19 protein-coding genes are annotated in these 20,704 nt (G+C 60.3%); 10 read left to right on the forward strand and 9 right to left on the reverse strand.

Annotated features, from left to right (window positions below; translation table 11 throughout):
* Positions 1-124: 124 nt before the first annotated feature.
* On the forward strand, positions 125-1,018 hold the full coding sequence (locus IEX27_RS13440) for a branched-chain amino acid aminotransferase (RefSeq protein ID WP_188721745.1): 894 nt from the start codon (positions 125-127) through the stop codon (positions 1,016-1,018).
* Between the two features lie 180 nt (positions 1,019-1,198).
* Complete coding sequence (locus IEX27_RS13445) at positions 1,199-1,846, forward strand: MBL fold metallo-hydrolase (RefSeq protein ID WP_188721589.1); 648 nt, start codon at positions 1,199-1,201, stop codon at positions 1,844-1,846.
* 67 nt (positions 1,847-1,913) lie between these two features.
* Here IEX27_RS13445 and IEX27_RS13450 read toward each other — a convergent pair whose 3' ends face one another.
* From IEX27_RS13450 to IEX27_RS13465, 4 genes are all read right to left on the reverse strand, one after another.
* Complete coding sequence (locus tag IEX27_RS13450) at positions 1,914-2,339, reverse strand: BA14K family protein (RefSeq protein WP_188721590.1); 426 nt, start codon at positions 2,337-2,339, stop codon at positions 1,914-1,916.
* Between the two features lie 314 nt (positions 2,340-2,653).
* Complete coding sequence (locus IEX27_RS13455) at positions 2,654-2,866, reverse strand: cold-shock protein (protein WP_188721591.1); 213 nt, start codon at positions 2,864-2,866, stop codon at positions 2,654-2,656.
* Positions 2,867-3,216: 350 nt separating this feature from the next.
* Positions 3,217-3,429 carry a cold-shock protein gene (locus IEX27_RS13460; RefSeq protein WP_188721592.1) on the reverse strand — a complete coding sequence of 71 codons (213 nt, stop codon included), beginning with the start codon at positions 3,427-3,429 and terminating at the stop codon, positions 3,217-3,219.
* Positions 3,430-3,613: 184 nt separating this feature from the next.
* Complete coding sequence (locus IEX27_RS13465; RefSeq protein ID WP_188721593.1) at positions 3,614-5,080, reverse strand: glycosyl transferase family protein; 1,467 nt, start codon at positions 5,078-5,080, stop codon at positions 3,614-3,616.
* A 143-nt stretch (positions 5,081-5,223) separates the two neighbouring features.
* On the opposite strand from IEX27_RS13465, the gene IEX27_RS13470 reads away from it, so the two are divergent.
* The 7 genes from IEX27_RS13470 to IEX27_RS13500 all read left to right on the forward strand — a co-directional run bounded on the left by IEX27_RS13470 (position 5,224) and on the right by IEX27_RS13500 (position 13,300).
* Positions 5,224-7,305, forward strand: a complete 2,082-nt coding sequence (locus IEX27_RS13470) for a TonB-dependent receptor domain-containing protein (RefSeq protein WP_188721594.1) — start codon at positions 5,224-5,226, stop codon at positions 7,303-7,305.
* A 19-nt stretch (positions 7,306-7,324) separates the two neighbouring features.
* Entirely contained in the window at positions 7,325-8,098 is a 774-nt protein-coding gene (locus IEX27_RS13475; RefSeq protein WP_188721595.1) for a siderophore-interacting protein, read from the forward strand.
* Between the two features lie 26 nt (positions 8,099-8,124).
* Complete coding sequence (locus IEX27_RS13480) at positions 8,125-9,033, forward strand: siderophore ABC transporter substrate-binding protein (RefSeq protein WP_188721596.1); 909 nt, start codon at positions 8,125-8,127, stop codon at positions 9,031-9,033.
* A 95-nt stretch (positions 9,034-9,128) separates the two neighbouring features.
* Positions 9,129-10,085, forward strand: a complete 957-nt coding sequence (locus IEX27_RS13485) for an ABC transporter permease (RefSeq protein ID WP_373869885.1) — start codon at positions 9,129-9,131, stop codon at positions 10,083-10,085.
* A gap of 61 nt (positions 10,086-10,146) precedes the next feature.
* Entirely contained in the window at positions 10,147-11,043 is an 897-nt protein-coding gene (locus tag IEX27_RS13490; RefSeq protein WP_188721746.1) for an iron chelate uptake ABC transporter family permease subunit, read from the forward strand.
* Positions 11,040-11,792 (forward strand): iron ABC transporter ATP-binding protein, encoded by a 753-nt coding sequence (locus IEX27_RS13495; RefSeq protein WP_188721598.1) that lies wholly within the window; start codon positions 11,040-11,042, stop codon positions 11,790-11,792. The genes IEX27_RS13490 and IEX27_RS13495 overlap by 4 nt, the downstream gene beginning before the upstream one ends.
* A gap of 350 nt (positions 11,793-12,142) precedes the next feature.
* Positions 12,143-13,300: a polysaccharide biosynthesis/export family protein gene (locus tag IEX27_RS13500; RefSeq protein ID WP_188721599.1), complete on the forward strand. Its 1,158-nt coding sequence runs from the start codon at positions 12,143-12,145 to the stop codon at positions 13,298-13,300.
* Between the two features lie 110 nt (positions 13,301-13,410).
* On the opposite strand, the gene IEX27_RS13505 is transcribed toward IEX27_RS13500, so the two are convergent.
* Genes IEX27_RS13505 through IEX27_RS13525 form a run of 5 tightly spaced genes read right to left on the reverse strand, consistent with a single transcriptional unit; the run spans position 13,411 to position 18,976 of the window.
* On the reverse strand, positions 13,411-14,061 hold the full coding sequence (locus tag IEX27_RS13505; protein WP_188721600.1) for an ABC transporter ATP-binding protein: 651 nt from the start codon (positions 14,059-14,061) through the stop codon (positions 13,411-13,413).
* On the reverse strand, positions 14,058-14,855 hold the full coding sequence (locus IEX27_RS13510) for an ABC transporter permease (protein ID WP_188721601.1): 798 nt from the start codon (positions 14,853-14,855) through the stop codon (positions 14,058-14,060). The genes IEX27_RS13505 and IEX27_RS13510 overlap by 4 nt, the downstream gene beginning before the upstream one ends.
* Positions 14,830-16,038, reverse strand: a complete 1,209-nt coding sequence (locus IEX27_RS13515; protein ID WP_188721602.1) for a KpsE/RkpR family capsule polysaccharide export protein — start codon at positions 16,036-16,038, stop codon at positions 14,830-14,832. The genes IEX27_RS13510 and IEX27_RS13515 overlap by 26 nt, the downstream gene beginning before the upstream one ends.
* Complete coding sequence (locus IEX27_RS13520; RefSeq protein WP_188721603.1) at positions 16,035-18,032, reverse strand: capsule polysaccharide biogenesis protein; 1,998 nt, start codon at positions 18,030-18,032, stop codon at positions 16,035-16,037. The genes IEX27_RS13515 and IEX27_RS13520 overlap by 4 nt, the downstream gene beginning before the upstream one ends.
* Positions 18,029-18,976 carry a glycosyltransferase family protein gene (locus tag IEX27_RS13525; protein ID WP_188721604.1) on the reverse strand — a complete coding sequence of 316 codons (948 nt, stop codon included), beginning with the start codon at positions 18,974-18,976 and terminating at the stop codon, positions 18,029-18,031. Before IEX27_RS13525 ends, IEX27_RS13520 begins: the two co-directional genes overlap by 4 nt.
* Positions 18,977-19,299: 323 nt before the next feature.
* Between IEX27_RS13525 and IEX27_RS13530 the strand changes: the two genes are divergently transcribed.
* On the forward strand, positions 19,300-20,676 hold the full coding sequence (locus tag IEX27_RS13530; RefSeq protein WP_188721605.1) for a DUF2793 domain-containing protein: 1,377 nt from the start codon (positions 19,300-19,302) through the stop codon (positions 20,674-20,676).
* The last annotated feature ends 28 nt before the right edge of the window (positions 20,677-20,704 follow it).

Genomic DNA, 20,704 nt, shown 5'->3' on the forward strand with positions numbered 1-20,704 from the left:
ATGCTTAGATTCCCCCGTGATCGGGCACTATCCATAAACTGTTTGCCTCGGCAGAAGACAATCCAGAACAATTCGCGCAGCCGAGCGGCCGTCACGTGCCGACAAGGCGCTTTTAGGGAGAAACATCATGGCGGTCTCGTTCGATCAGCAGGATGGCTACATCTGGTTCAACGGTGAATTTGTCCAATGGGCAGATGCCAAGGTTCACGTGCTGACACACGGTCTGCACTATGCCAGCGCCGTGTTCGAAGGCGAGCGCGCCTATGACGGCGAGATCTTCAAGCTCACCGAGCATACCGAGCGCCTGCATGAGTCCGCCCGCATTCTTGGATTCAAGATCCCCTATTCGGTCGAAGAGATTGACGAAGCCTGCCGCCAGCTTCTGGCGAAGCAGGGCATGAAGGACGCCTACGTCCGCCCGATCGCCTGGCGCGGCAGCGAATCCATGGGTGTTTCGGCCCAGAACAACCGCATCAATCTCGCCATCGCCATCTGGGAGTGGCCGAGCTACTTCGATCCGGAGCAGAAGCTCAAGGGTATCCGCCTGGACATCGCCGAGTACCGCCGCCCGGATCCGCGCACGGCTCCGTCGAAGTCGAAGGCCGCAGGTCTCTACATGATCTGCACGCTCTCGAAGCATGCGGCCGAAGCCAAGGGCTATGCCGACGCCATGATGCTCGACTGGCGCGGCCAGGTTGCCGAGGCCACCGGCGCCAACATCTTCTTCGTGAAGGACGGCAAGCTGCATACGCCGACGCCGGATTGCTTCCTGAACGGCATCACGCGCCAGACGATCATCGACCTGGCGAAGCGCCGCGGCATCGAGGTGGTCGAGCGGGTGATCATGCCGGAAGAGCTTGAAGGGTTCGAGCAGTGCTTCATCTGCGGCACCGCTGCGGAAGTGACGCCGGTTGCGGAAATCGGACCGTACAGCTTCAAGCCGGCCGAGATCACCAAGGTCCTGATGGAGGACTACAGCAACGAAGTACGCCCGGGCCTGCGTGCCGCAGCCGAGTAACGCGGCAAGTCATACGCTCTGAAGGGGCTGGATAATTTCTGAAGACGGGCGGCACGGGCCGCCCGTTTGCACTTGCTCGGCCTCTGCCGACACTCGGGCAAGTACAATCGTCAACGCTGAGGATTTCCCTCAACTCCCGAATGCTCTAAGACGCGGGAGGCATATTTCAGGGAGAGTCTTATGGGAGCGCTCAAGGCAGCCATCGTTCAGGTGACACCGTTCCAGCAGAACTGCACCATCCTGTTCGATGACAAGGACATGCACGGTGTTGTTGTGGACCCGGGTGGCGATGTCCCGCAGATCCTGTCGGCTCTCAAGCAGATCGGCGTTACGGCTGAGGCGATCTGGATCACGCATGGCCATCTCGACCATGTGGGCGGCGCGATGGAGCTCAAGGAAGCCCTCGGCGGTGTCGAGATCATCGGACCGCATGAGGCGGACCTGCCGCACATGCAGAGTGTCGAAGGCCGTTCGGCTGAGATCGGGCTCGCCAATTCCGGCATGAAGAACTGCACCCCGGATCGTTTTCTCACCGAGGGCGAGAAGGTTTCCTTCGGCAGCCATACATTCGAAGTTTTTCATTGCCCGGGCCATTCGCCAGGGCACGTGGTGTTCTACAATGCTGCGGCAAAGTTCGCCCATGTGGGGGATGTGGTGTTCCGCGGCTCGATCGGTCGAACCGACCTGCCGGGCGGCGATCATGAGACGCTGATCCGTTCGATCAAGGAGAAGCTGCTGCCGCTGGGCGACGACATCACCTTCATCTGCGGACATGGACCGGCCAGCCAGCTTGGCGTCGAGCGCCAGACGAACCCGTTCCTGATTTAGCGCGGCTAAAAGAAAGCCTCTGAGCCGTGAAACTCAGAGGCTTTGTTCGTACTAGAACCCTCTGAACCTAGTTAAAGGTGCAGAAGTGCCGGCGTCCGTCGTACCCCATGAAGGTGCCTGAAGACGGATCGAAGCTGCGGTAGCGCTGGCTGCAGGCCCGGTACCAGCCCGGGGTCCAGGGCTCGATGCCGCCGCCGTAACTATAGGCCGGACGCGCATAGCGGTAGCGCGGAGCCTGATACACCGGATACGGCTGGTAGGACGGATAGACCGGGCGATAGGTGGGCCGATAGGGCGGATCGATATAGGTCCGGCTCGGCTGCGAAGCCAGTCCGCCGACGATGGCTCCGATCGCCAACCCGGCAATGCCTGCTGCTACGGCATCGTCATGGTTGTGGCGACGCCAATGGTCACGCGCTTCTGCCGGAACAACCGTCATGACGGTTGCTGCAAGGGCCATGCCCGTGACGGCGTACTTGATCATCCATTTCATCATAATCTCCATCGCAAGGAGCGACATGGTTCGTATGATTGCACCCTAGGACAGGTAAGATGAACGGTAACTGAATGGTATGGATACTGAAAAGCAGCTGCTTCAATTCATATTAATACTATAAATAACTGCTGATGATGTTTTGGATCATTTCAGCATGCGAAATGCTGATGCATGTAAGTCATTGTGCTTGCTAGCATCTCCAGGGAAACAGGGTCAGCCTTGGTGGAGTTGCTACAGCTGCGCTAATAAAAAACGCCGGCAAAAGCCGGCGCCAGAAAATCGCCGTCGAAGCCGACGGCTGAAAAGATCTCTTAAGCGAGAGAGAGGTTAACAGCCTTGGGGCCCTTACCGCGCTTGTCCGGCTCGGTGTCGAAAGAAACTTTCTGGCCATCTTCGAGGCCCGAAAGACCCGATGCCTGGACTGCGGAGATGTGAACGAACACATCCTTCTGCCCATCATCCGGGGTGATAAAGCCAAAACCCTTGGCATGGTTGAAAAACTTAACAGTACCGCTCTGCGACATAGGAAGGAATCCTTTGCTCCCGATCCAACTTCTGCGAACCGCCTATCAGGGACAATTCACGTTACCTCGGTCGTTTACTGGAGGAGAAGAAACAGTCATCTCGCGCTTGATCCTATCGGATTTCTGCATCGCGACTTCCCGGGAGCCTTTCTAGTGTCGTATGCCGGGGTATGCTATTCCAGTCTCCGGGCCGGCAAATGCCCGAACATGGAAATACTCATCTATTTTAGGGTTATGAGCAAGCGAAACTTTTGTACAAGGTACGCATTAGGCGGCAAATTGTTGTCTGACAAAGAAAAAGCGCGGCAAAATGAATGCCGCGCTTCGAAACTGTACTGTGCTACCGGCTCTTAGAGAGCGGTAAGATTTACAGCCTTCGGGCCCTTGCCCATGCGGTCGGGCTCTACGTCGAAGGAAACCTTCTGGCCGTCGGAGAGCGTGCGCAGTCCGGCATTTTCGACAGCGGAGATGTGAACGAACACATCCTTCTGGCCGTCGTCAGGCGTAATGAAGCCGAAGCCCTTGGTGGTGTTGAAGAATTTTACGGTGCCGGTCGTGGCCATGGGATACTCCCCGTTTGCAAAAAGCGTCTGCGCAACGCGCGCAGGTTCGCCAACGCCAGATGTTGAAATACGGGGAAAGGGTCGTCCAGGAACGCTTCCAGTCTCCGGGTCTGCAATCACCCGAGCGAAACGTCTTCTATCACTCATTCAAATGAGGCGCAAGGTCGCCCCTGGCCCAATTATCCTAGAACTTTTGACGGCCCTTCCAGAGAAATTCGGCCGCGTTATAGGATTCTACCCAATTGGGGTATCTACCCATAGTATATAGCGCGAGGGCGGTGGACGACTGAATGGTTGTAGTGACGGTTTCGTCCCGCTCGGTGCCGCGCCAGACGGCTTCGAGGTATTCGAGCGTGGTCAGGCCGGTCGCCCTGGTGGCTGGTGTCTTCTTGAGCGAGGGGATGATGAACTCCTGCAGCTCGCCATTTTCAAGGCGCATCAGCGGCATGGCGCGGTAGGGTGTGGCCTGGGCGACGTCCCGGCAGGTGGTGAGGACCGTGAGGTTCCTGAAACCGGCCATCTTTGCCGCCTCGCGCAGGATTTCCGCAGGTGCGGTTCCGGGAGCGCTCAGAAAGCTGGCGGTTGCCCCAAGCGGGTTCAGGAGGTGAACCACGGCATTCAATGGCGAGCGCATCTGGAAAAAGTGGTAGAGCCCAAGCAGCGCCTGCAACTGTTGTGAAATGCCGGGCAGGGGCAGGTAGGCGATGCCCTCATTCTGCAACACATGAATGGCGTCCGTCATGGCGCCGGCGGTGCGGATGCCGAGAATCCTCATGGCTCCATCGATCTGGGGATTGGAGCCCAATCCGTGCAGCAGAATGCGGTGACCTGCCCGCGCAAGAAGCCGTGCCGACAGCAGGAACCAGGGCGGGCTTCCACGCCTTGGCGAAATATAGGCTGGCCAGTCGAGGTCCACCTTGCCAGATGCTATGCGATAGCAGCCGCACTCGCGGCGCAGGGCGCGGGCAAACCCCGCCAGTTCTGCCGATGTTACGCCGCGGTACTGCAGGGCAACAAGCAGAGCGCCGATCTGGATCGGATCAGCTTCCCCCTGAAGGATGATCGACATGGCGTCATCGGCCTCCGCCATGGTCAGGGGGCGCGTCCGACCCGCGCCCGCACCGGTGGTTACGATGTGTTTGGCGAGCCGCTTCGATGGGTTGTTGGATCGCGCCATCTCGTCCAGCCGCCGGCTGATCGCTTCAGGCGACGGCATTCCTTCCGGCAATACATGACTTCGCGTGGCAAGCGGCTGCGTGGCTGCGGCGGCTGGCTGCGGCGGAGAGACCAACGCTGGAGGCGAGAAGCCAGCGCTGTCTACATGGTTGGCAGAGGGTTTCAGATTGAGGATCGCTTCAGCTTCACCCGCCAGGGCGCGCAGGCGCGCTCGCAGACTTTCGGCGAAGGGCGTCGGAACCATGCCGCGTCCGGTGCGGATGAAGATAGGGTCGCCGAACTGTTCGCGGATCTGCGCCAGCAGGCGGCTCATTGCCGGTGCGCTCATGCCTAGGCGCTCGGCGGCGCGGCCGATGCTGCCTTCAACCAGCAGAACGTCGAGAGCGATCAGCAGTTTCAGGCCGGAGAGGGGGCTCGATCCTGTGGAAACACCGCCTTCCGTTGCCTTGGTAGTGCCGATCGACCGCGTGCTCACCGGGCGAAAACCTTAGGCTGCCAAAGCTGAGTATAATATTCCAGAAATCGAAATTTAGAATGGTTCTGAAACATAGCGTTTGACCCCGCGGACCGTAAAAATAATAGGAGTGGATTAATCAGGTTTTCGGTTTGGGGCAATAAATGTTTTATGCCAGCTATAAAAATGAACGTGTAGGTAAGGTCGCCCGGACTGGCTGGGCGCTGGGCACGAGCCTGCTCGCGCTTGGAACTTCACAGGCCTGGGCTCAGGCCGACACCAATGGTGTAACCCAGCTTCAGCAGCTTGTTGTTACCGCAGCCGGTTTTGAGCAGAACGTCAAGGATGCCCCGGCCAGCATCACCGTGATCACCCGCGAAGAGCTCGAGAAGGGCTCGTTCAAGGATCTGACCGACGCGCTGAAGGAAGCGCAGGGCGTGATGGTAACGGGTGCCGCAAACGAGAACGACATTCTGATCCGCGGCCTTCCGGGCAATTACACGCTGGTCCTGGTGGATGGTAAGCGCCAGAACACCCGCAGTTCGCGCCCCAATGGCAGCTCCGGTCTGGAACAGAGCTTCATTCCGCCGATCTCGGCTATCGAGCGTATCGAGATCGTGCGCGGTCCGATGTCCTCGCTCTATGGTTCCGACGCCATGGGTGGCGTGATCAACATCATCACCCGCAAGGTGTCCGATGTCTGGTCCGGCAGCTTCTCCGTCGATGGCACGCTTAACGAGCACTCGCGCTACGGCAACAGCGGCCAGACCTCGATCTACATCTCCGGCCCGGTCGTCGACGATACCGTCGGCATCCAGATCTGGGGCAGGGGCTTCCTGCGCGGCGAGGATAGCGTCATTGGCGGCACCCAGGGCCGCAAGGAAGGCGACGTCAACGCCAAGCTGACGATCACGCCCTCCGACGATCACGAGATCTACCTCGAGGGCGGCTTCGCTCGTGTCCGCTCGCTTTCGCATGTGGGCGAGACGGTTGATCCCGCCGGCCGCAGCCCCGCTGACAGCTATCGCGACTACGACCGTGGTCATTGGTCGGCGACCCATATCGGCCACTGGGGCTGGACGACATCCGAGATTTCGCTTTCGCAGGAGTTTGGAAAGCGCACCAGCTACTCGTCCACGCCGGGCCTCGATGAGTGGGTTGAAAACACGCGCATTCCGCAGATCCGCAATACGGTTCTGGATGCCAAGTTCACGACGCCGTTCTCGCTTCTCGGAGAACACATGCTGGTGACCGGTGGCCAGTACATGAACGAGGCGCTCAAGGACACCGGGCACACGGACGACTATGTGGACCTGTCGGTCAACAGCTTCGCCCTGTTCGCCGAGGATGAGTGGAAGATCACCGACGATTTCGCGCTCACGGGCGGCCTGCGCCTCAACCACCATCAGCGCTATGGAACGCATGTCACGCCGCGTCTTTATGGCGTCTGGAATGCGTTCGAAGGCATCACGGTCAAGGGCGGCGTTTCGACGGGCTTCACCGCTCCGGAACTGCGTACGGTTACGCCGGGCTACTACTATCCGACCCAGCAGGGCGCCGGTGTGATCCCGGGCAATCCTGACCTGAAGCCGGAAGAGAGCACGAGCTACGAAATCGGCGTGCTCTACGACAACTACGGCGGCTTCACCGCCGGTGCGACGTATTTTTATACGGACTTCACCAACAAGATCACCAATGAGAACACTCATCTCATCATCGATCCGGAAACCGGCGCCATCCGTGACCCGGGGGGCAACTGCTCGTCGGCCGTCCTCACCGGAACCGAGAAGTGCCTGTGGAGGCACTTCAACATCGATGGCGCTGTCATCCAGGGTGTAGAACTTACCGCGAGTTGGGAGGCGACGCCTGACCTGAGGTTCCGCGGCACCTATACCTACACCAAGTCCAGGCAGACCTCGGGTGAGTTCGAGGGCGAGCCGCTGACCCGTACGCCGGAGCATCAGGCCAGCCTGCGCGCTGACTGGACGGCAACCGAACAGCTCGACCTCTGGGCCAGCGTCAACTACTACGGCGAGCAGATCAGCGCCAACGCCCGCCAGACGCCACGGGTGAAGACGCTGCCCGCCTACACGCTGGTTGATGCCGGGGTGAACTACGCCCTGAGTGACAACGTCACGCTGAAGGGTGCTGTCTACAACCTGTTTGACAAGACGGTCGATCCCGATGAATACAGCAACTCCCTCGACGGCCGCCGTTTCTGGGTCGGCATGACTTCAACCTTCTAAGCTCATCCGGAGTACACGAATGGAAAGCGCTGTGGCGACACCTGGGGCAGAGGCATCTGCCCCGAGACGCGGGAGACCCAACCTTCCCGCCTACCGGCTGACGGTCGTGGACAGCGTGGAGGCCGGAGGCAATATGCAGCGGGTGACGTTTGCCTTGCCCGCCGATGCGACTGCGTTCGACTACAAGCCCGGACAGGCGATCGTGATGATGATCCCGCTGGGTGATGGCGAGTTCGGCCGTCGCGACTACACGATCCGCTCCTTTGATCGGGAGGCGCGCACGCTGGCTGTCGACTTCCTGAAGCACGGCGACACACCAGGCCCGCGTTGGGCAATCGGTGCGAAGGCAGGCGACGAGATCGAGGTGAAGGGTCCGCGCGGCCACACGGTCTTCAATGCGGAAGCCGACTGGCATCTCTTTACCGGTGACGAGACCTGTATTCCGGCAATCGTCCACATTCTGGAAGAGGCGCCGGCTGGCACAAAGGCCTATGCCTTCATCGAGGTGCAGGACGAGCGCGGAGAGGTGGCGATCAACACCAATGCGGATCTCAGCCTTCAATGGCTCCACCGGGGTGATCTGCCCGCAGGCCCGAGCGAGTTTATGGCGAAAGCTGTGGATGCGTTCGAACTGCCGGAGGGCAGGGGCCAGGCCTATATTATTGGCGAAACCAGCAATGTTCGCCGGCAGCGCCATGCACTCATCGCGCGTGGTCTTACCCGCGAGCAAATCCGTTCGGAAGGTTATTGGCGTCCGGGCCGCATTGGCGGTCACGACCACGTCGACGATTAACAGCAGCAGCGAAGGAACCCATTCCCATGAAGCTGACCACCATTTTCGCATCCCTGGCACTGGCTGCCGCGACGGCAATGTCCCCAGCGTTCGCCGCCGAAATTACAATCAAGCATGCGCAGGGCGAGACCACGCTGCCGGATACCCCGAAGAAGGTGCTGGTGTTCGACATGGCATCGCTCGATACGCTCGACGCGCTTGGCGTCGAGGTTGCAGGCGTTCCGGGCGGCAACAAGCCGGGCTCGCTCAAGAAGTATGAGGGCGACGAGTATGTGAAGGTCGGTACGTTGTTCGAGCCGGACTTCGAGGCCGTCAATGCAGCGGAGCCGGACCTGATCATCGTGGGCGGACGTTCCGCACCGAAATATGCGGATCTCGCCAAGATCGCTCCAACGATCGACATGACGAGCGCGCCGGACGATTTCCTCAACAACATGAAGACGAACGTCAAGACGCTGGCGTCGGTGTTCGGCAAAGATCAGGAAGCTGAAGCCAAGCTCGCAAAGCTTGACGAGAGCATTGCGGCCCTCAAGGAAAAGGCCGCCGATGCCGGACGCGTTCTGACCATTCTCACCACCGGTGGCCGCATGAGCGCCCACGGCAAGGGCGGTCGCTTCACGATCGTCTATGAGGACTTCGGCATGACGCCGGCTGCGGAGGGCCTGGAAGTTGGCACGCACGGCCAGGCGATCTCGAACGAGTTCATCCTCGAGACCAATCCTGACTGGCTGCTGGTCGTCGACCGTGACGCGGCAATCGGCCAGGAAGGCCAGGCTGCGGAGCAGGTGCTGAACAACGAGCTGGTGACCCAGACCAACGCCTGGAAGAACAACCACGTTGTCTACCTGAACGCTGCCAACTGGTACATCATCGGCGGCGGGCTCAATGCCGTTCAGGCGAATGTGGACGAGCTACTTGCAGCCTTCAGCAAGTAAGTTCTATTAACGCCACGAGTGCACAGCCGGCCTTTCGTCAGGCCGGTTGTGTTTTGTTTTGAGCCCTGAAGCGTGAGCCATCAGTGAAGTCAACGTTGCCAGCCCTCTTGCTAGCGGGATTCATTCTGCTGGTACTTGCAGTGGCAAGCCTGTTCGTCGGCGTTTCCGACGTATCGTTGAGCAGCCTCATGAGCGGCGATGCCAAGTCGCTTCAGGTGCTTCTTGTCAGCCGCGCACCGCGCACGGCGGCGCTCATCCTCGCCGGCTCCAGCATGGCGATCGCCGGCATGATCATGCAGATGCTGGCACGCAACCGCTTTGTCGAGCCGTCAACGATCGGAACGGTGGAGTCAGCCAGCCTCGGGATCCTAGCCATCACCGTTCTCGCGCCGGGTGCGCCGGTGATCGCCAAAATGATCACGGCTTCGGTGTTTGCGATGGCGGGCACGGCGATCTTCCTGCGCATTCTCAAGTTCGTGCCGCTGCGCTCCGTCCTGCTCGTGCCGCTGGTCGGCATCATGCTTTCGGGCATCATTGGGGCGATCACGACCTTCTTCGCCTATCGGCTCGATCTGCTTCAATCGCTCGGCGCCTGGATGACAGGCGACTTTTCCGTGGTTCTCAAGGGCCGCTACGAGCTGCTGTGGATCGCGGGAGCGCTCGGAATAGCGGCCTATATTGCGGCGGACCGGTTCACGGTCGCCGGGCTGGGCCAGCACTTCACGACTAATCTCGGGCTCAACTACCGCCGCGTGATGCTGCTTGGGCTTACCATCGTCTCGCTTGTGACCGCCTCGGTTGTCGTTACAGTCGGATCGGTGCCGTTCCTTGGTCTCATCATCCCGAACGTGGTCGCCATGATGGTGGGCGACAACATGCGACGCTCGCTGCCGTGGGTGGCGATCCTGGGCGCTGGCTTCGTGCTCGTTTGCGATATCTTCGGCCGCCTCATCATCCGCCCATACGAGATGCCCATTGGAGCTGTGATGGGTGTCATCGGCGCGTTCTTCTTCCTCTACCTGCTTTTGAGGAGGACTTCCCGTGCTGCCTGAGGTTCGCAGGAAACGCGTGCGGGCAATCGTTGCCCTGCTCTCGGTGCTGACCGTCATCGCCATGGTCGCCTTCATGACGCTTGGCGCGAAGGGCAGCTGGTCGTTCATTCTCTCGTTCCGCGGGGCTAAGCTCGCGGCGCTGGTGCTGGTCGCGTTCTCGATTGCCGTTTCGACCGTGCTGTTCCAGACGATCATGGAAAACCGGATCGTCACGCCGTCGATCATGGGCTTCGATGCGCTTTATGTGCTGCTGCAGACGGTGCTGGTGTTCGCCATCGGAGCGGGGCGGCTTTCCGCCATGGACCCGTTCCTGCTGTTCCTGATCGAAGCAGGAATGCTGATGCTCTTTTCCAACCTGCTCTATAGGTGGATTCTCGCGGGCGCCGCGCGCAGCCCGCATCTTCTGATGCTGGTCGGCATCGTCTTCGGCATTCTCTTCCGCAGCCTGTCGAGCTTCCTGCAGCGCATCCTTGACCCCAGCGAATTCCTGATCCTGCAGGACCGCATGTTCGCGAGCTTCAACGCGGTAGACACGTCGCTGCTGGGCATAGCGGGCGTCGTCGTCGCGATCGTGACCGTGATCATCCTGCGTATGCTGCCAGTCTTCGACGTCGTTGCGCTCGGCCGGAACCATGCGACCGCGCTTGGCGTCGATCACAACCGCACGATCATGTTCACGCTGGCGCTGATCTCGGTGCTGATCGCGGTTTCCACAGCGCTCGTCGGTCCGGTGACATTTTTCGGGCTGCTGGTTGCCAATCTGGCCTATCTCATTCTACCCACGTCGCGCCACGCTGTTGTGCTGCCCGTTGCAACACTGATAGCAGTGGTAACCCTGGTGGGTGGGCAGGTGATCCTGGAACGTGTGTTTGCATTCGACACAGCGCTTTCCATCATCATCGAGTTCGTGGGAGGACTTGTCTTCATCCTTCTGGTCGTCAGAGGAGCTGCGCGATGATTGCTGTCGAAAAGATTACCAAGACCTACGGCTCCTCCGTGGTGGTGGATGGCGTATCGATTACGCTTCCCAAGGGCGGTGTGACTTCGATCATCGGGCCGAATGGCGCTGGCAAGTCGACGCTGCTCAGCATGGTGGGGCGCTTCCTCTCTGCCGATTCCGGTACAATCACAGTTGGTGGGCTGGACGTCACCAAGACGCCGAGCGATGAGCTGGCCAAGCGGCTTGCCGTTCTTCGGCAGGACAACCATCTGGCTGTTCGCCTGACGGTGCGGGACCTCGTAAGCTTCGGCCGCTATCCGCACTCAAAGGGCCGCTACACGGTTGAGGACGAGCGCCATGTCAACGAGGCGATCGCGATGCTGGGCCTAAGCGGCCTTGCCGACCGGTTCCTAGACGAGCTTTCCGGCGGTCAGCGCCAGCGGGCCTTCGTTGCCATGGTGATCTGCCAGGACACGGAATATGTGCTGCTCGATGAGCCGCTCAACAACCTCGACATCAAGCATGCGGTCGAGATCATGCGGCTTGTGCAGCAGGCTGCGCGGCGGCTCAACAAAACGATGGTCGTTGTGCTGCACGACATCAACATGGCGTCGACCTTCTCCGACGTGATCGTCGCCATGAAGAATGGCCAGATCGTCGCCTCCGGATCGCCGGCTGAGATCATCCAGCCTGACCTGCTCAGCCAGATCTACGAGACCGAAATCAAGGTCGTGCCGGTCGGAAGCCGGCTCGTCGCGATCTATTAGATCATCAGTTCCTGCTTGAGTTGCCGAACATAATCGTATAGGTTGCATAACGTGGATGATGCAGCCGTTTGATTGTGGCTGCATGTTTGTCGGGTTGTGTTCAGGCGTAGCAGAAATCTCAGCGGTTTCTTGCATTGATCTTGCCGCGTGAAGCGGCGCTGCGCTCCTCACGTCAGCTCTCGACACGATTTCACTTCGTCATGGCTTTGCTCCTATTGGGGGGAGGAGTGGATGGTGCTCGCCGTCGCATCACTTCTGGGTGCCTGCGCGTTTGAAAGGGTCCGCTCTGTTGCGGGCGCTGGTTGGGGCTATTGGGGGAGTGCAGCGGGCCACAGGGCTGAGTGCGTGCCATGCTGATCGGCTGGCTCGCAAGATCAGTCGGCCTTTTAGTGTTGCTCTTTCTCGCGGCCTGTTCCGGAATGCCCGGACCGGGGCCACAGGCGCTTGAGATCAGCCGCCTGGCTGCCGAGGAGAATGTCTCGTCCGCACCTTTGCCTTATGTGCTGGTGCCGCTCGACCCACTGTCGGTCAGCCTCAGTAACCATTATCAACCGCTTGGCTTCCAGACGGAATTTCGCGATGCCTTTGGTGGATCACGGGCGATGACCGTCGGTGTCGGCGACAGGCTGACCGTCAACATCTGGGAGCCCAGCGTCGATGGTGTCTTCGCCACTTCCGAGAAGAAGCAGACGAGCCTGACCGCCACGGTGGACGAGGAGGGCAAGATCTACATTCCGTACGCGGGACGTGTGCAGGCAGGCGGCCACCATGTGGAGGCTCTGCGAAGAGCGATCGAGGAGGCCCTGCGCGGCAAGGCGGTTGAACCGCAAGTGCAGGTGTTGCTGGAAGAAAACGCGTCCAACAAGGTGGTGATGCTGGGCGATCTCGCGCAGCCGGGGCAATATGCGGTGCCGCTCAACGGACTGCGGCTGACGGAAGCCATCGCACGTGCGGGCGGGACAAAGGCTCCAGTCTTCGAGACCGTGGTCACCGTAGCGCGGGGACGAAACCGCGGCACGATCAGGCTCGACCAGGTGGCGAGCCTCTCCGGGGACAACATCTGGCTCGCACCAAACGATACCGTGATCGTGCAGCACCAGCCGAGAGCCTTCTCGGCCTTTGGAGCGGTCCAGCAGACAGGACTCCATCCGTTCCATGCGGAAAAACTCAGTCTTGCGGAAGCCCTGGCACAGGTGAAGGGGCTGAGGGATGATCGCGCGGACGCCGGCGGCATCTTCCTCTTCCGCTTCGAGGCACTTGCTCTTGCCGATCACTACGGAAAGCATCGAAGACACGCGGGACGCACAGGAGAGGATGTGACGCCCGTCGTCTATAGGCTCGACTTCAGCCGTCCCGACGCGATGTTCCTCGCCCAGAAGTTCATGATGAAGGACAAGGACGTGGTCTATGTGGCCAATCATCCAACGGCTGAGTTGGGCAAGTTCCTGTCGTCCATCGTGTCACCGATGCTCGGATCGGCTCGCACCGTCGCGGCTCTGGGAGACTGAGGCTTAGACCAGTTCAGACTTTCACAGAAACTCTGAACTGCTCCAAGTCTATGTTCTCTCGCGGTTCCGGACGGAAAACCGGTTTCCACTTTTCCTGGAACCGCCTTAGATCAGTGAAGCCTTGCGTAAGCATTAATCAGGTCTTCCACATTATCGAAGAACCAGATGCCGTCGGGGGAAAGCAGCAGTCCGCAATCGCAAAGCTCGCGCACATGGCTCATCGAGTGCGAGGCCATGATCAGCCGCGAGTGCGGGAGCTTTTCACGCAGCGCGACGTTGGATTTCTTGCGGAAGCTGGCATCGCCTACGCCTAGAATCTCGTCGATCAGGTAATAGTCGAAGTTGATGGCGAGGCTCATGCTGAAGGCAAGGCGCGAGCGCATGCCGGTAGAGTAGGTCTTGACCGGCAGACGCAAGGAGGTCCCCAGCTCGGAGAATTCCGCGACGTGGTCCACGACCTCATCGCTGTCGGCTCCATAGGTGCGTGCGACGAAGCGGATGTTCTCGATGCCGGTCATCGAACCGTTGAACCCGCCGGAAAAGCCCAAGGGCCACGAAAGGCTCGCCCGACGGACGATCCGGCCAGTGTCTGGACTTTCGGCACCGGAGATGAGCCGCAGGAGGGTGGACTTTCCCGCTCCATTGGGTCCGAGGAGGGCCACATTGCGGTTTGCCGGAAAGGTGAAGGTGAGGCCGTCAAAGACCTGCTTGCGGATACCCTTTGCGAAGTATGCTTTCGAGACTGCGTGAAGCTCGATCATAAACCGCCGTTCCTCCGCGTCAGGCGTTCTGCGGCCAGTCCGATGAACACAAGGATGAGGCTGGTGAGGAGCAGAAAGGTCTTGTCCAGAACCTGGCTCTCATAGCCGGGGTAGTATCCCTCCCGGGTCCATTCGATCGCGTGGAGCACCGGGTTCCACTGCAGCCATTCGATGATCTGGGGCGGCAGGTAGTCCGGAACGAAGAATACGCCGGAGATGAAGAAAAGCGGCTTGGTGAGGATCGGTGCAATCCGCCGCCAGCTGTCCCAGCGGTTCAGAAGCATCGCGTTGATGAGCCCCATCCCGGTGCCAAGCAGGCTGGCGGCAACGAAGGCGAACAGCACGTCTTCAAGATGTGCGGGCGGGGTGGCCATGCCGAGAGCGATTAGCCCGCCATAGATGACGCCGGCAATGACAAGGTAGGTGAGAACGATCAGGATCGCGCGGGCGAAGAGCACGTCGGTTCGCTTGATCGGCGGATAGGCAAGCAGCGCGCGGTTTGCCTCGACCGCTGTCATCAGGGATTCCGCCAGCCGCAGCACCAGCTGCAACATGATGATGCCGGTCGCGAAGAAGAGTGCGAGGCTGGTGCCAAAAGGCGGATGGCGCGCGGCGTAGGTAAAGATGACGGTCAGAAGCACAATGCTCGCAACCGGCGTGATGATGGCCCAGAGATAGCCGAGGTGTGACGTGCCGAAAGTCGCGCGGGTTTCGCGCAGGATCAGGCTCGCGGCCACCCGCATCTGCAGTGCCGCGAGCGCCCGCCAGCTATCTGAGATGGTCGCGGACCGCATAGCCGATCAGTGCCCCAATGGCCCAGACGAGCGTGAGCCCCGCTGCCAGCAGCAGAATGTTGAGCACCCGCCGCGGATAGGCAGCCTGCTCAGGAACAACAGGCGCGGAATAGACCGCGAGGTAGCGCTGGTGGCGGTCCGCGTTGATGCGCGCGGTCTCAAGCGAGGAAAGAGCCGAGGCATAGTATTGCTGTGCGAAGCTGCGCTCCACCTCCAGCGTCTCGTAGACAGCAAGCTGGTTGCTCAGCGTTGCCGACCCCGCCGCATCCGCAGTGTGCGCGGTCATCCCGGCTCGCTCGCGAGCAATCTGCTGTTCCAGCGCCTCTGCCTGGCGGGTGAGGCTGCGCAGCGACGGCGCGTCCTTGTCGAGGCTCGCCTGGAGGGCGGATATGCGCGCCCTGAGATCAGCCAGTTGCCGTTCCAGCCCGCCAACGAGCTCAAGCCGGATGCGCGCCGACCCTGCAGGGTCCAGCGATTGCTCCGTCTCGCGGAACTGGCGGATTGCCTCCAGCACTGTCTTCAGCCGGCCTTCTGCGCGCTCGACTTCAGCCGCAGAAAACGCGACTGCGTCACGCCTCGCTTCTCCGGACAGGTGATTGACCATGTCGCGGCAATAGGCGAGGACGAGCGATGCCAAACGCTCGGCGGCTACCGGATCGAAGGCCTCGACCTCGAAGGTGACGATGCCCGATGCGCTGTTGTAGTTCGCGTGGATGCGGCGGTTCCAATAGTTGACCAGATTTTCGATGGAGCTGCCCTCGTCGAGCCTCATCAGCCAATCCGCCTCCTCGCTGGAATAGTGTTCCTGCAACGGGAAATCCTGCGACAGGCGCTCAACGATATCCCGGCTGCCCAGATATTTTAGCAGGATATATGCGTCGGACGTGGTGGAATGCGCCGTACTCAGCCCGGTGATGGCGCCAATCATATCAGTGCCAGTTGCTTCAGTGCTGCGGATCGCGAAGCCTGCACCGGCGACATAGCGATCGGAGGCGAAAGCGACGTAGTAGACGGCGCTCAGAAATGCGGGCAGCAGGACACAGATCACGAAGCTTGCAAACAGAATACGGTGGCGGGGGCGCAGCCTGGAAGCAGGGGTCCGACCGGTGAGAAGCACACCACCCACCGTCCCGGGCAAGGGCACGAGTTTGGGCTTGGCCTCTTCCCCGGTCGCAATGCTCATGATGTTTCCTCAGCCATCTGCGGAGGCTGGCGGCGAAAACGACGGTGGAGTTGCAGGCGAAGGAACGGACGTGTGAGGTGGTGCAGCCCTAAGCCGCGCCGGCTCTGCGATTGGGCGACGATTTCCTCGACGGTTCGTTCCGGTGTCGTGTAGCGGTTCGTCCTCGCGCTGACGTAGGTTGGGTAGAGTATGAGTGCCGCCGCAACCAGTTCATCCAGCTCCAGCCTGCGTTTGCGGCGCGGCAGGGGGCTCACGTCGGTTGTCAGTCCCCAACCGGCGTAAAACGGTTGTCCATAACAGGTGACGCGCTTGCCACGGAGCAAGGCTTCAAAGCCCGTGAGCGAGGTGAGTGTGTGTACCTCGTCCACTTCCTGAAGCAGAGCGGTGATGGAAATGTCGGGCATCACGTCATCACAATATTTGGCAATTTCACCCTCCACCTCTCCCCCGCAACGCAGGCCGGCAGCTACATCGGGGTGAGGCTTGTAGATGATCCAGGTATCGGGATTGGCAGCCCGTACAGCCCTGACAAGCTCAAGATTGGTGCGGATGGTCGATGCTCCCATGAGTACGGATGCATCGTCCTCCACCTGACCAGGGACAAGGATTGCCGTCCTGGAGGTCGGCGGTCTCAGCCACTGGTTACCGGCAAGATTGTACTTGGAGATGCCCGCACTCACGATCCGCTCGCGAAGCACGCGTGCGCGTTTTACAAGCGCCTCGTCAAATTCGGTCGTCGCCAGCAGATGCTCCAGACGGGACGGGTTCCGAGGATCGTAGTGCATCCCCATGTCATCGACGCACCATGACAGCGGTGGCTTCAGATCGGCGCCAAGCCCCACCGATCGCAGAAAACCGTCCTCGATCCGGATTATTTGCGAGCCGGGCGGAGGTTCGACGGGCTGACTGCCCCAGATGGCGATGGTGGATCCGGGTGGACAGTCGCCGGCGGATCGCACGAAGCGGATGCTGGATCCGGCAAGGAAGCGCTTCGTCCAATGTCGCTTCCAGAATGGGAAACCGACGGCGTACACGGTTTCAGGAAAGCGTCTGCGCATACGCCGCTGAAAGGCGAGATATTCCAGAACGGTCTCAACCTCGCAGCGCTCGCCAGTCTCAGGATCGACGTAGCGCGCCAGTTCAACAAGGCAGGCGTGGACGAGTGTTTCGAGATCAATCGGCTGGCGCCAGTACGGCGCGGGCAACGTGTCTTCCGTCAGGCCACGCCCGCCGTAGAAGGGCATGCCAAAGGTTCTTACAGGTTTACCATGGATGAGCGACTCGAAACCCAGCTGTGATGTGACGGTGTAAACGGCGCTAGCGCCGCCCATCAGTTTCACTGGTGAGCAAGGTTTCGTGATAAACAGAATACGCGGATTGTCGGCGTAGTCGGCGGCGTTCAGGTATCCTTTCCGGCGACCCGCAGCGAGAGGATGGGCTTTCACCACGACCGTGGCCGACGGGTTTTCTTCGAGTGCCGCTCCCAGCATCGCGCGGAACGAGGTCTCGTCCGCCTTGCCGAGTTGAACCGAGTCATCGCCCCGCAACTGATCAACCACCAGAACGTAGCGCTCCGGCAAGGGCCCGTCATATTCGGGCAGGTGGTTGTATTTCGACACACCCGCAGCCTTCCAGGCTTCGATCAGGTTTCGGGCGCGAGTGCGCTGTGTTGCTGTGAGAGGACGCTGCAGGAGCTGGTCCAGATGCCCCAAACGGGTGAGGTCGTGGTGGGTCGTAATCCGCTCCACGGTGATGGAGAGGGGCGGATCATCGGGATGAAGCGAACGGAGGAACCCGTCCTCCAACAGGAGATGTGGGCTATTGCACATGCCTGACAGCCAGACGGCTCTAAGCCCGGACGGCTTCAGGCCCCAGCCGACGATCTGACTGGTTTTCCTCAAGGTCCAGGGGGTGACCAGCCTGCAGGCGGAGGCGTCCAGGAAAGCATGCAGATGGGGCAGACGCGCGAGCTTGAAAGAGGTAACGCCGATCATGCCGCCACCTTTTCGGTCGCGGGCAGGATACCGAACTCGTTCTGCCAGAAACGCCTCAAGGCTTCGGGTAGGCCAAGCCTTAGCGCAAGCCTGCTGTTGTTGGCTGCAACGCGTTGGACCAGATGCCGATCCTGGTTCAGACTTGAAAGAAGGTCGTACCAGCCAACGCTATTGTTGCAGAGGATTGCCGCCCCGGCCTCGGCTGCCATGTGGCGGAACGGCAGGCCGCTACCGTAAACGGGGGCGGCGCCGTAGCTGGCAAGCTCCAGTATCTTGTTGTGCGATCGGGCGGCATTGAAACGCGTCGGCAGTGCCGGAACAATGCCTATGTGAAACTGCTCCCGTTGCAACGTATTGGTGTATGCGGACCAGCTCTGCGGCTTGTGGTGCACAATATTCGCGAGCCGCAGTTCGCCCGGAGCATAGTCGCCAAGGAAGGTATGCAGTTCGCAATCCGGATGTTCACGCAGGAAACGTGCAAGCGGCGCAGCGATACTTGCAAGATCCTGAAGGCGCGCACGTGTCCCAGGAAATACGATCCTGAGCCGGCCGGAAGCGTGGTGCTCAAGATGCTTGACCGGCTGAACCAGGCAGGGGCTCACGATCCTGCCGCGCTGCCCAAAACGGGCCTGCAGCGCCTCTGACGTGACGTAAATGTGCTCCGCACGTTTGAGGACTGGTCTTATGCTACGGGCAAGGCTGAAAAGCCGTTTCCGGTAGGCCAGCGGCAGGTTTGTGTCGCACATGCCCGCCCAGATGTCGTCATCCAGCAGGTAGTGCACGCGCATTGACCGGAGTTGCCGCAGGACGGCAGCCGCAGGTTCATCCAAATGACGGATGATGAAAAGCTGCGGATCGTCCGTCTCCCGGATCAGAAATGCGTTCGGCGACAAACGCCAAATCGGATGGCTCGCGCTGCCGGAAGGTCCGATCTCGCTCGCCATTGCTTCAGTGAAATATATCGTCGTCGTAGGAAGTTCTACACTTCCCCCGCGATGCCATCTCATCCCCATGATCAGCATACCCCCAAAGAACAATCTACACGTACAACTTTGGGATGAAAAGTAGATTTGTCGTGGCGCTTGCTGCGGGACACTATATTTTCTTGGCAGACCACGCGGCCACGCTGCCAATGCCGAGGATGCCGAAGAAATCAAAGGGTTAAACGGGCTAGACGATTTGCGCTTCGTTCGCTCCAACAATTTTCAATCCCCTGCCGTGGGGGTCATCATCAGAATGAAGGCGCTTCAACCGAGAGAGCGTCTGAATGAGCGAAGAAACACCGAACCTGAGCCTCCCTTACATAATGCCGTCCCAGGCGCAAAAACACGTGACGCACAACGAGGCCATTCGCGCCATCGATGCGTTGTTGCACGTTGGCGTAATCGCGCGGGATCTTACAGCGCCGCCCTCGGACCCGGAGGATGGTGACCGCTATATTGCCGGCAGTCCATCCACCGGCGCATGGGCCGGAAAGGATAATCAGCTCGCTGCCTTCCAGGACGGCGCCTGGGCGTTTTTCGAGCCAAAGTCAGGCTGGGTCGCTTATGTGGCAGAGGAAGAACGGATGCTCGTTCATGATGGCTCTGGCTGGCAGGACGTTCCAGTGGAGCTTATGCCCGAGGATTTACAGCTCGTCGAAGGGCTAGGCGTCAACACGTCCTACGATAGCACGAACAAGCTGGCGGTGGCATCAATTGCAAGCTTGTTTACACATGCAGGCGCGGGGCACCAGCTAAAGATAAACAAGAACGCGACCGCCGATACCGGCAGCATTCTCTTTCAGACGAACTGGAGTGGACGTGCGGAATTCGGGCTCACTGGCGACGACAATTTTCACGTCAAGGTGTCGCCTGACGGGGTCACCTGGAACGAGGCGGTGCAGGTAAATCGATCGACGGGGGCGGTCGGCATCGGCAGTCTCAACCCGGCCCGAACGCTGCATGTGCGCGGCAGTTCGGCTGGGATCCGGCTGGATCGGGACGCGAACACGGTGCTCGTGCAGATGCACAGGTTCCCGACCGGCGATTACACCACTCCCTGGAAAGGATTCATGTTCGGCGTAGAATCGCATTCGTCCGGCGCCGGTCGCTTCATGATCGGCGACTATGGAACGCAGGTGTCCGGCCCGTTTACTTACCGCCTCATCGTGGAGGGTACTGGCCAGGTGACGCCTGGGGATGACGATGCGCAGTCGCTTGGAGCCGCATCGCGGCGCTGGTCACAGGTCTATGCCGCTTCGGCGACGATCAACACCTCGGATGAGAATGACAAGCAGGAGATCGAAGGCGTGCCGGACGTCTGGCTCGATGCCTGGGGAGACGTGGAGTGGTCGCGGTTCCGGTACCGTGATGCGGTCCAGCAGAAGGGCGAGGAGGCGCGCTGGCATGTGGGCATTGTCGCTCAACGGGTGCGCGACTGCTTTGCAGCGCATGGTCTGGACGCCTTCCGCCTCGGTCTGCTCTGCTACGACGAGTGGGATGAGGAGCCGGAGATCACAGCGAGCGAGGAGGAGCAGGGCGAGTATGTCTCGCGGCCATATCGCGCGGCAGGCAGCCGGTTCGGCATCCGGTATGAGGAAGCGCTTGCCATGGAGGCCGCCTGGCAGCGACGCGAGCTGCAACGGCTGAGGGATGAGGACTAGATCCTTGTATTTCCGGAGCTGCAGTTGA

The sequence above is a fragment of the Nitratireductor aestuarii genome, assembly GCF_014641695.1.
Classification (GTDB): domain Bacteria; phylum Pseudomonadota; class Alphaproteobacteria; order Rhizobiales; family Rhizobiaceae; genus Chelativorans; species Chelativorans aestuarii.

Coding starts and splice junctions, on each gene's coding strand:
- IEX27_RS13460 (WP_188721592.1), bottom strand. CDS start 3,429: ATGGCCACGACCGGCACCGTAAAATTCTTCAACACCACCAAGGGCTTC.
- IEX27_RS13520 (WP_188721603.1), bottom strand. CDS start 18,032: ATGATCGGCGTTACCTCTTTCAAGCTCGCGCGTCTGCCCCATCTGCAT.
- IEX27_RS13480 (WP_188721596.1), top strand. CDS start 8,125: ATGAAGCTGACCACCATTTTCGCATCCCTGGCACTGGCTGCCGCGACG.
- IEX27_RS13525 (WP_188721604.1), bottom strand. CDS start 18,976: ATGGCGAGCGAGATCGGACCTTCCGGCAGCGCGAGCCATCCGATTTGG.
- IEX27_RS13445 (WP_188721589.1), top strand. CDS start 1,199: ATGGGAGCGCTCAAGGCAGCCATCGTTCAGGTGACACCGTTCCAGCAG.
- IEX27_RS13455 (WP_188721591.1), bottom strand. CDS start 2,866: ATGTCGCAGAGCGGTACTGTTAAGTTTTTCAACCATGCCAAGGGTTTT.
- IEX27_RS13450 (WP_188721590.1), bottom strand. CDS start 2,339: ATGAAATGGATGATCAAGTACGCCGTCACGGGCATGGCCCTTGCAGCA.
- IEX27_RS13490 (WP_188721746.1), top strand. CDS start 10,147: ATGGTCGCCTTCATGACGCTTGGCGCGAAGGGCAGCTGGTCGTTCATT.
- IEX27_RS13475 (WP_188721595.1), top strand. CDS start 7,325: ATGGAAAGCGCTGTGGCGACACCTGGGGCAGAGGCATCTGCCCCGAGA.
- IEX27_RS13470 (WP_188721594.1), top strand. CDS start 5,224: ATGTTTTATGCCAGCTATAAAAATGAACGTGTAGGTAAGGTCGCCCGG.
- IEX27_RS13500 (WP_188721599.1), top strand. CDS start 12,143: ATGCTGATCGGCTGGCTCGCAAGATCAGTCGGCCTTTTAGTGTTGCTC.
- IEX27_RS13495 (WP_188721598.1), top strand. CDS start 11,040: ATGATTGCTGTCGAAAAGATTACCAAGACCTACGGCTCCTCCGTGGTG.
- IEX27_RS13530 (WP_188721605.1), top strand. CDS start 19,300: ATGAGCGAAGAAACACCGAACCTGAGCCTCCCTTACATAATGCCGTCC.
- IEX27_RS13515 (WP_188721602.1), bottom strand. CDS start 16,038: ATGAGCATTGCGACCGGGGAAGAGGCCAAGCCCAAACTCGTGCCCTTG.
- IEX27_RS13510 (WP_188721601.1), bottom strand. CDS start 14,855: ATGCGGTCCGCGACCATCTCAGATAGCTGGCGGGCGCTCGCGGCACTG.
- IEX27_RS13505 (WP_188721600.1), bottom strand. CDS start 14,061: ATGATCGAGCTTCACGCAGTCTCGAAAGCATACTTCGCAAAGGGTATC.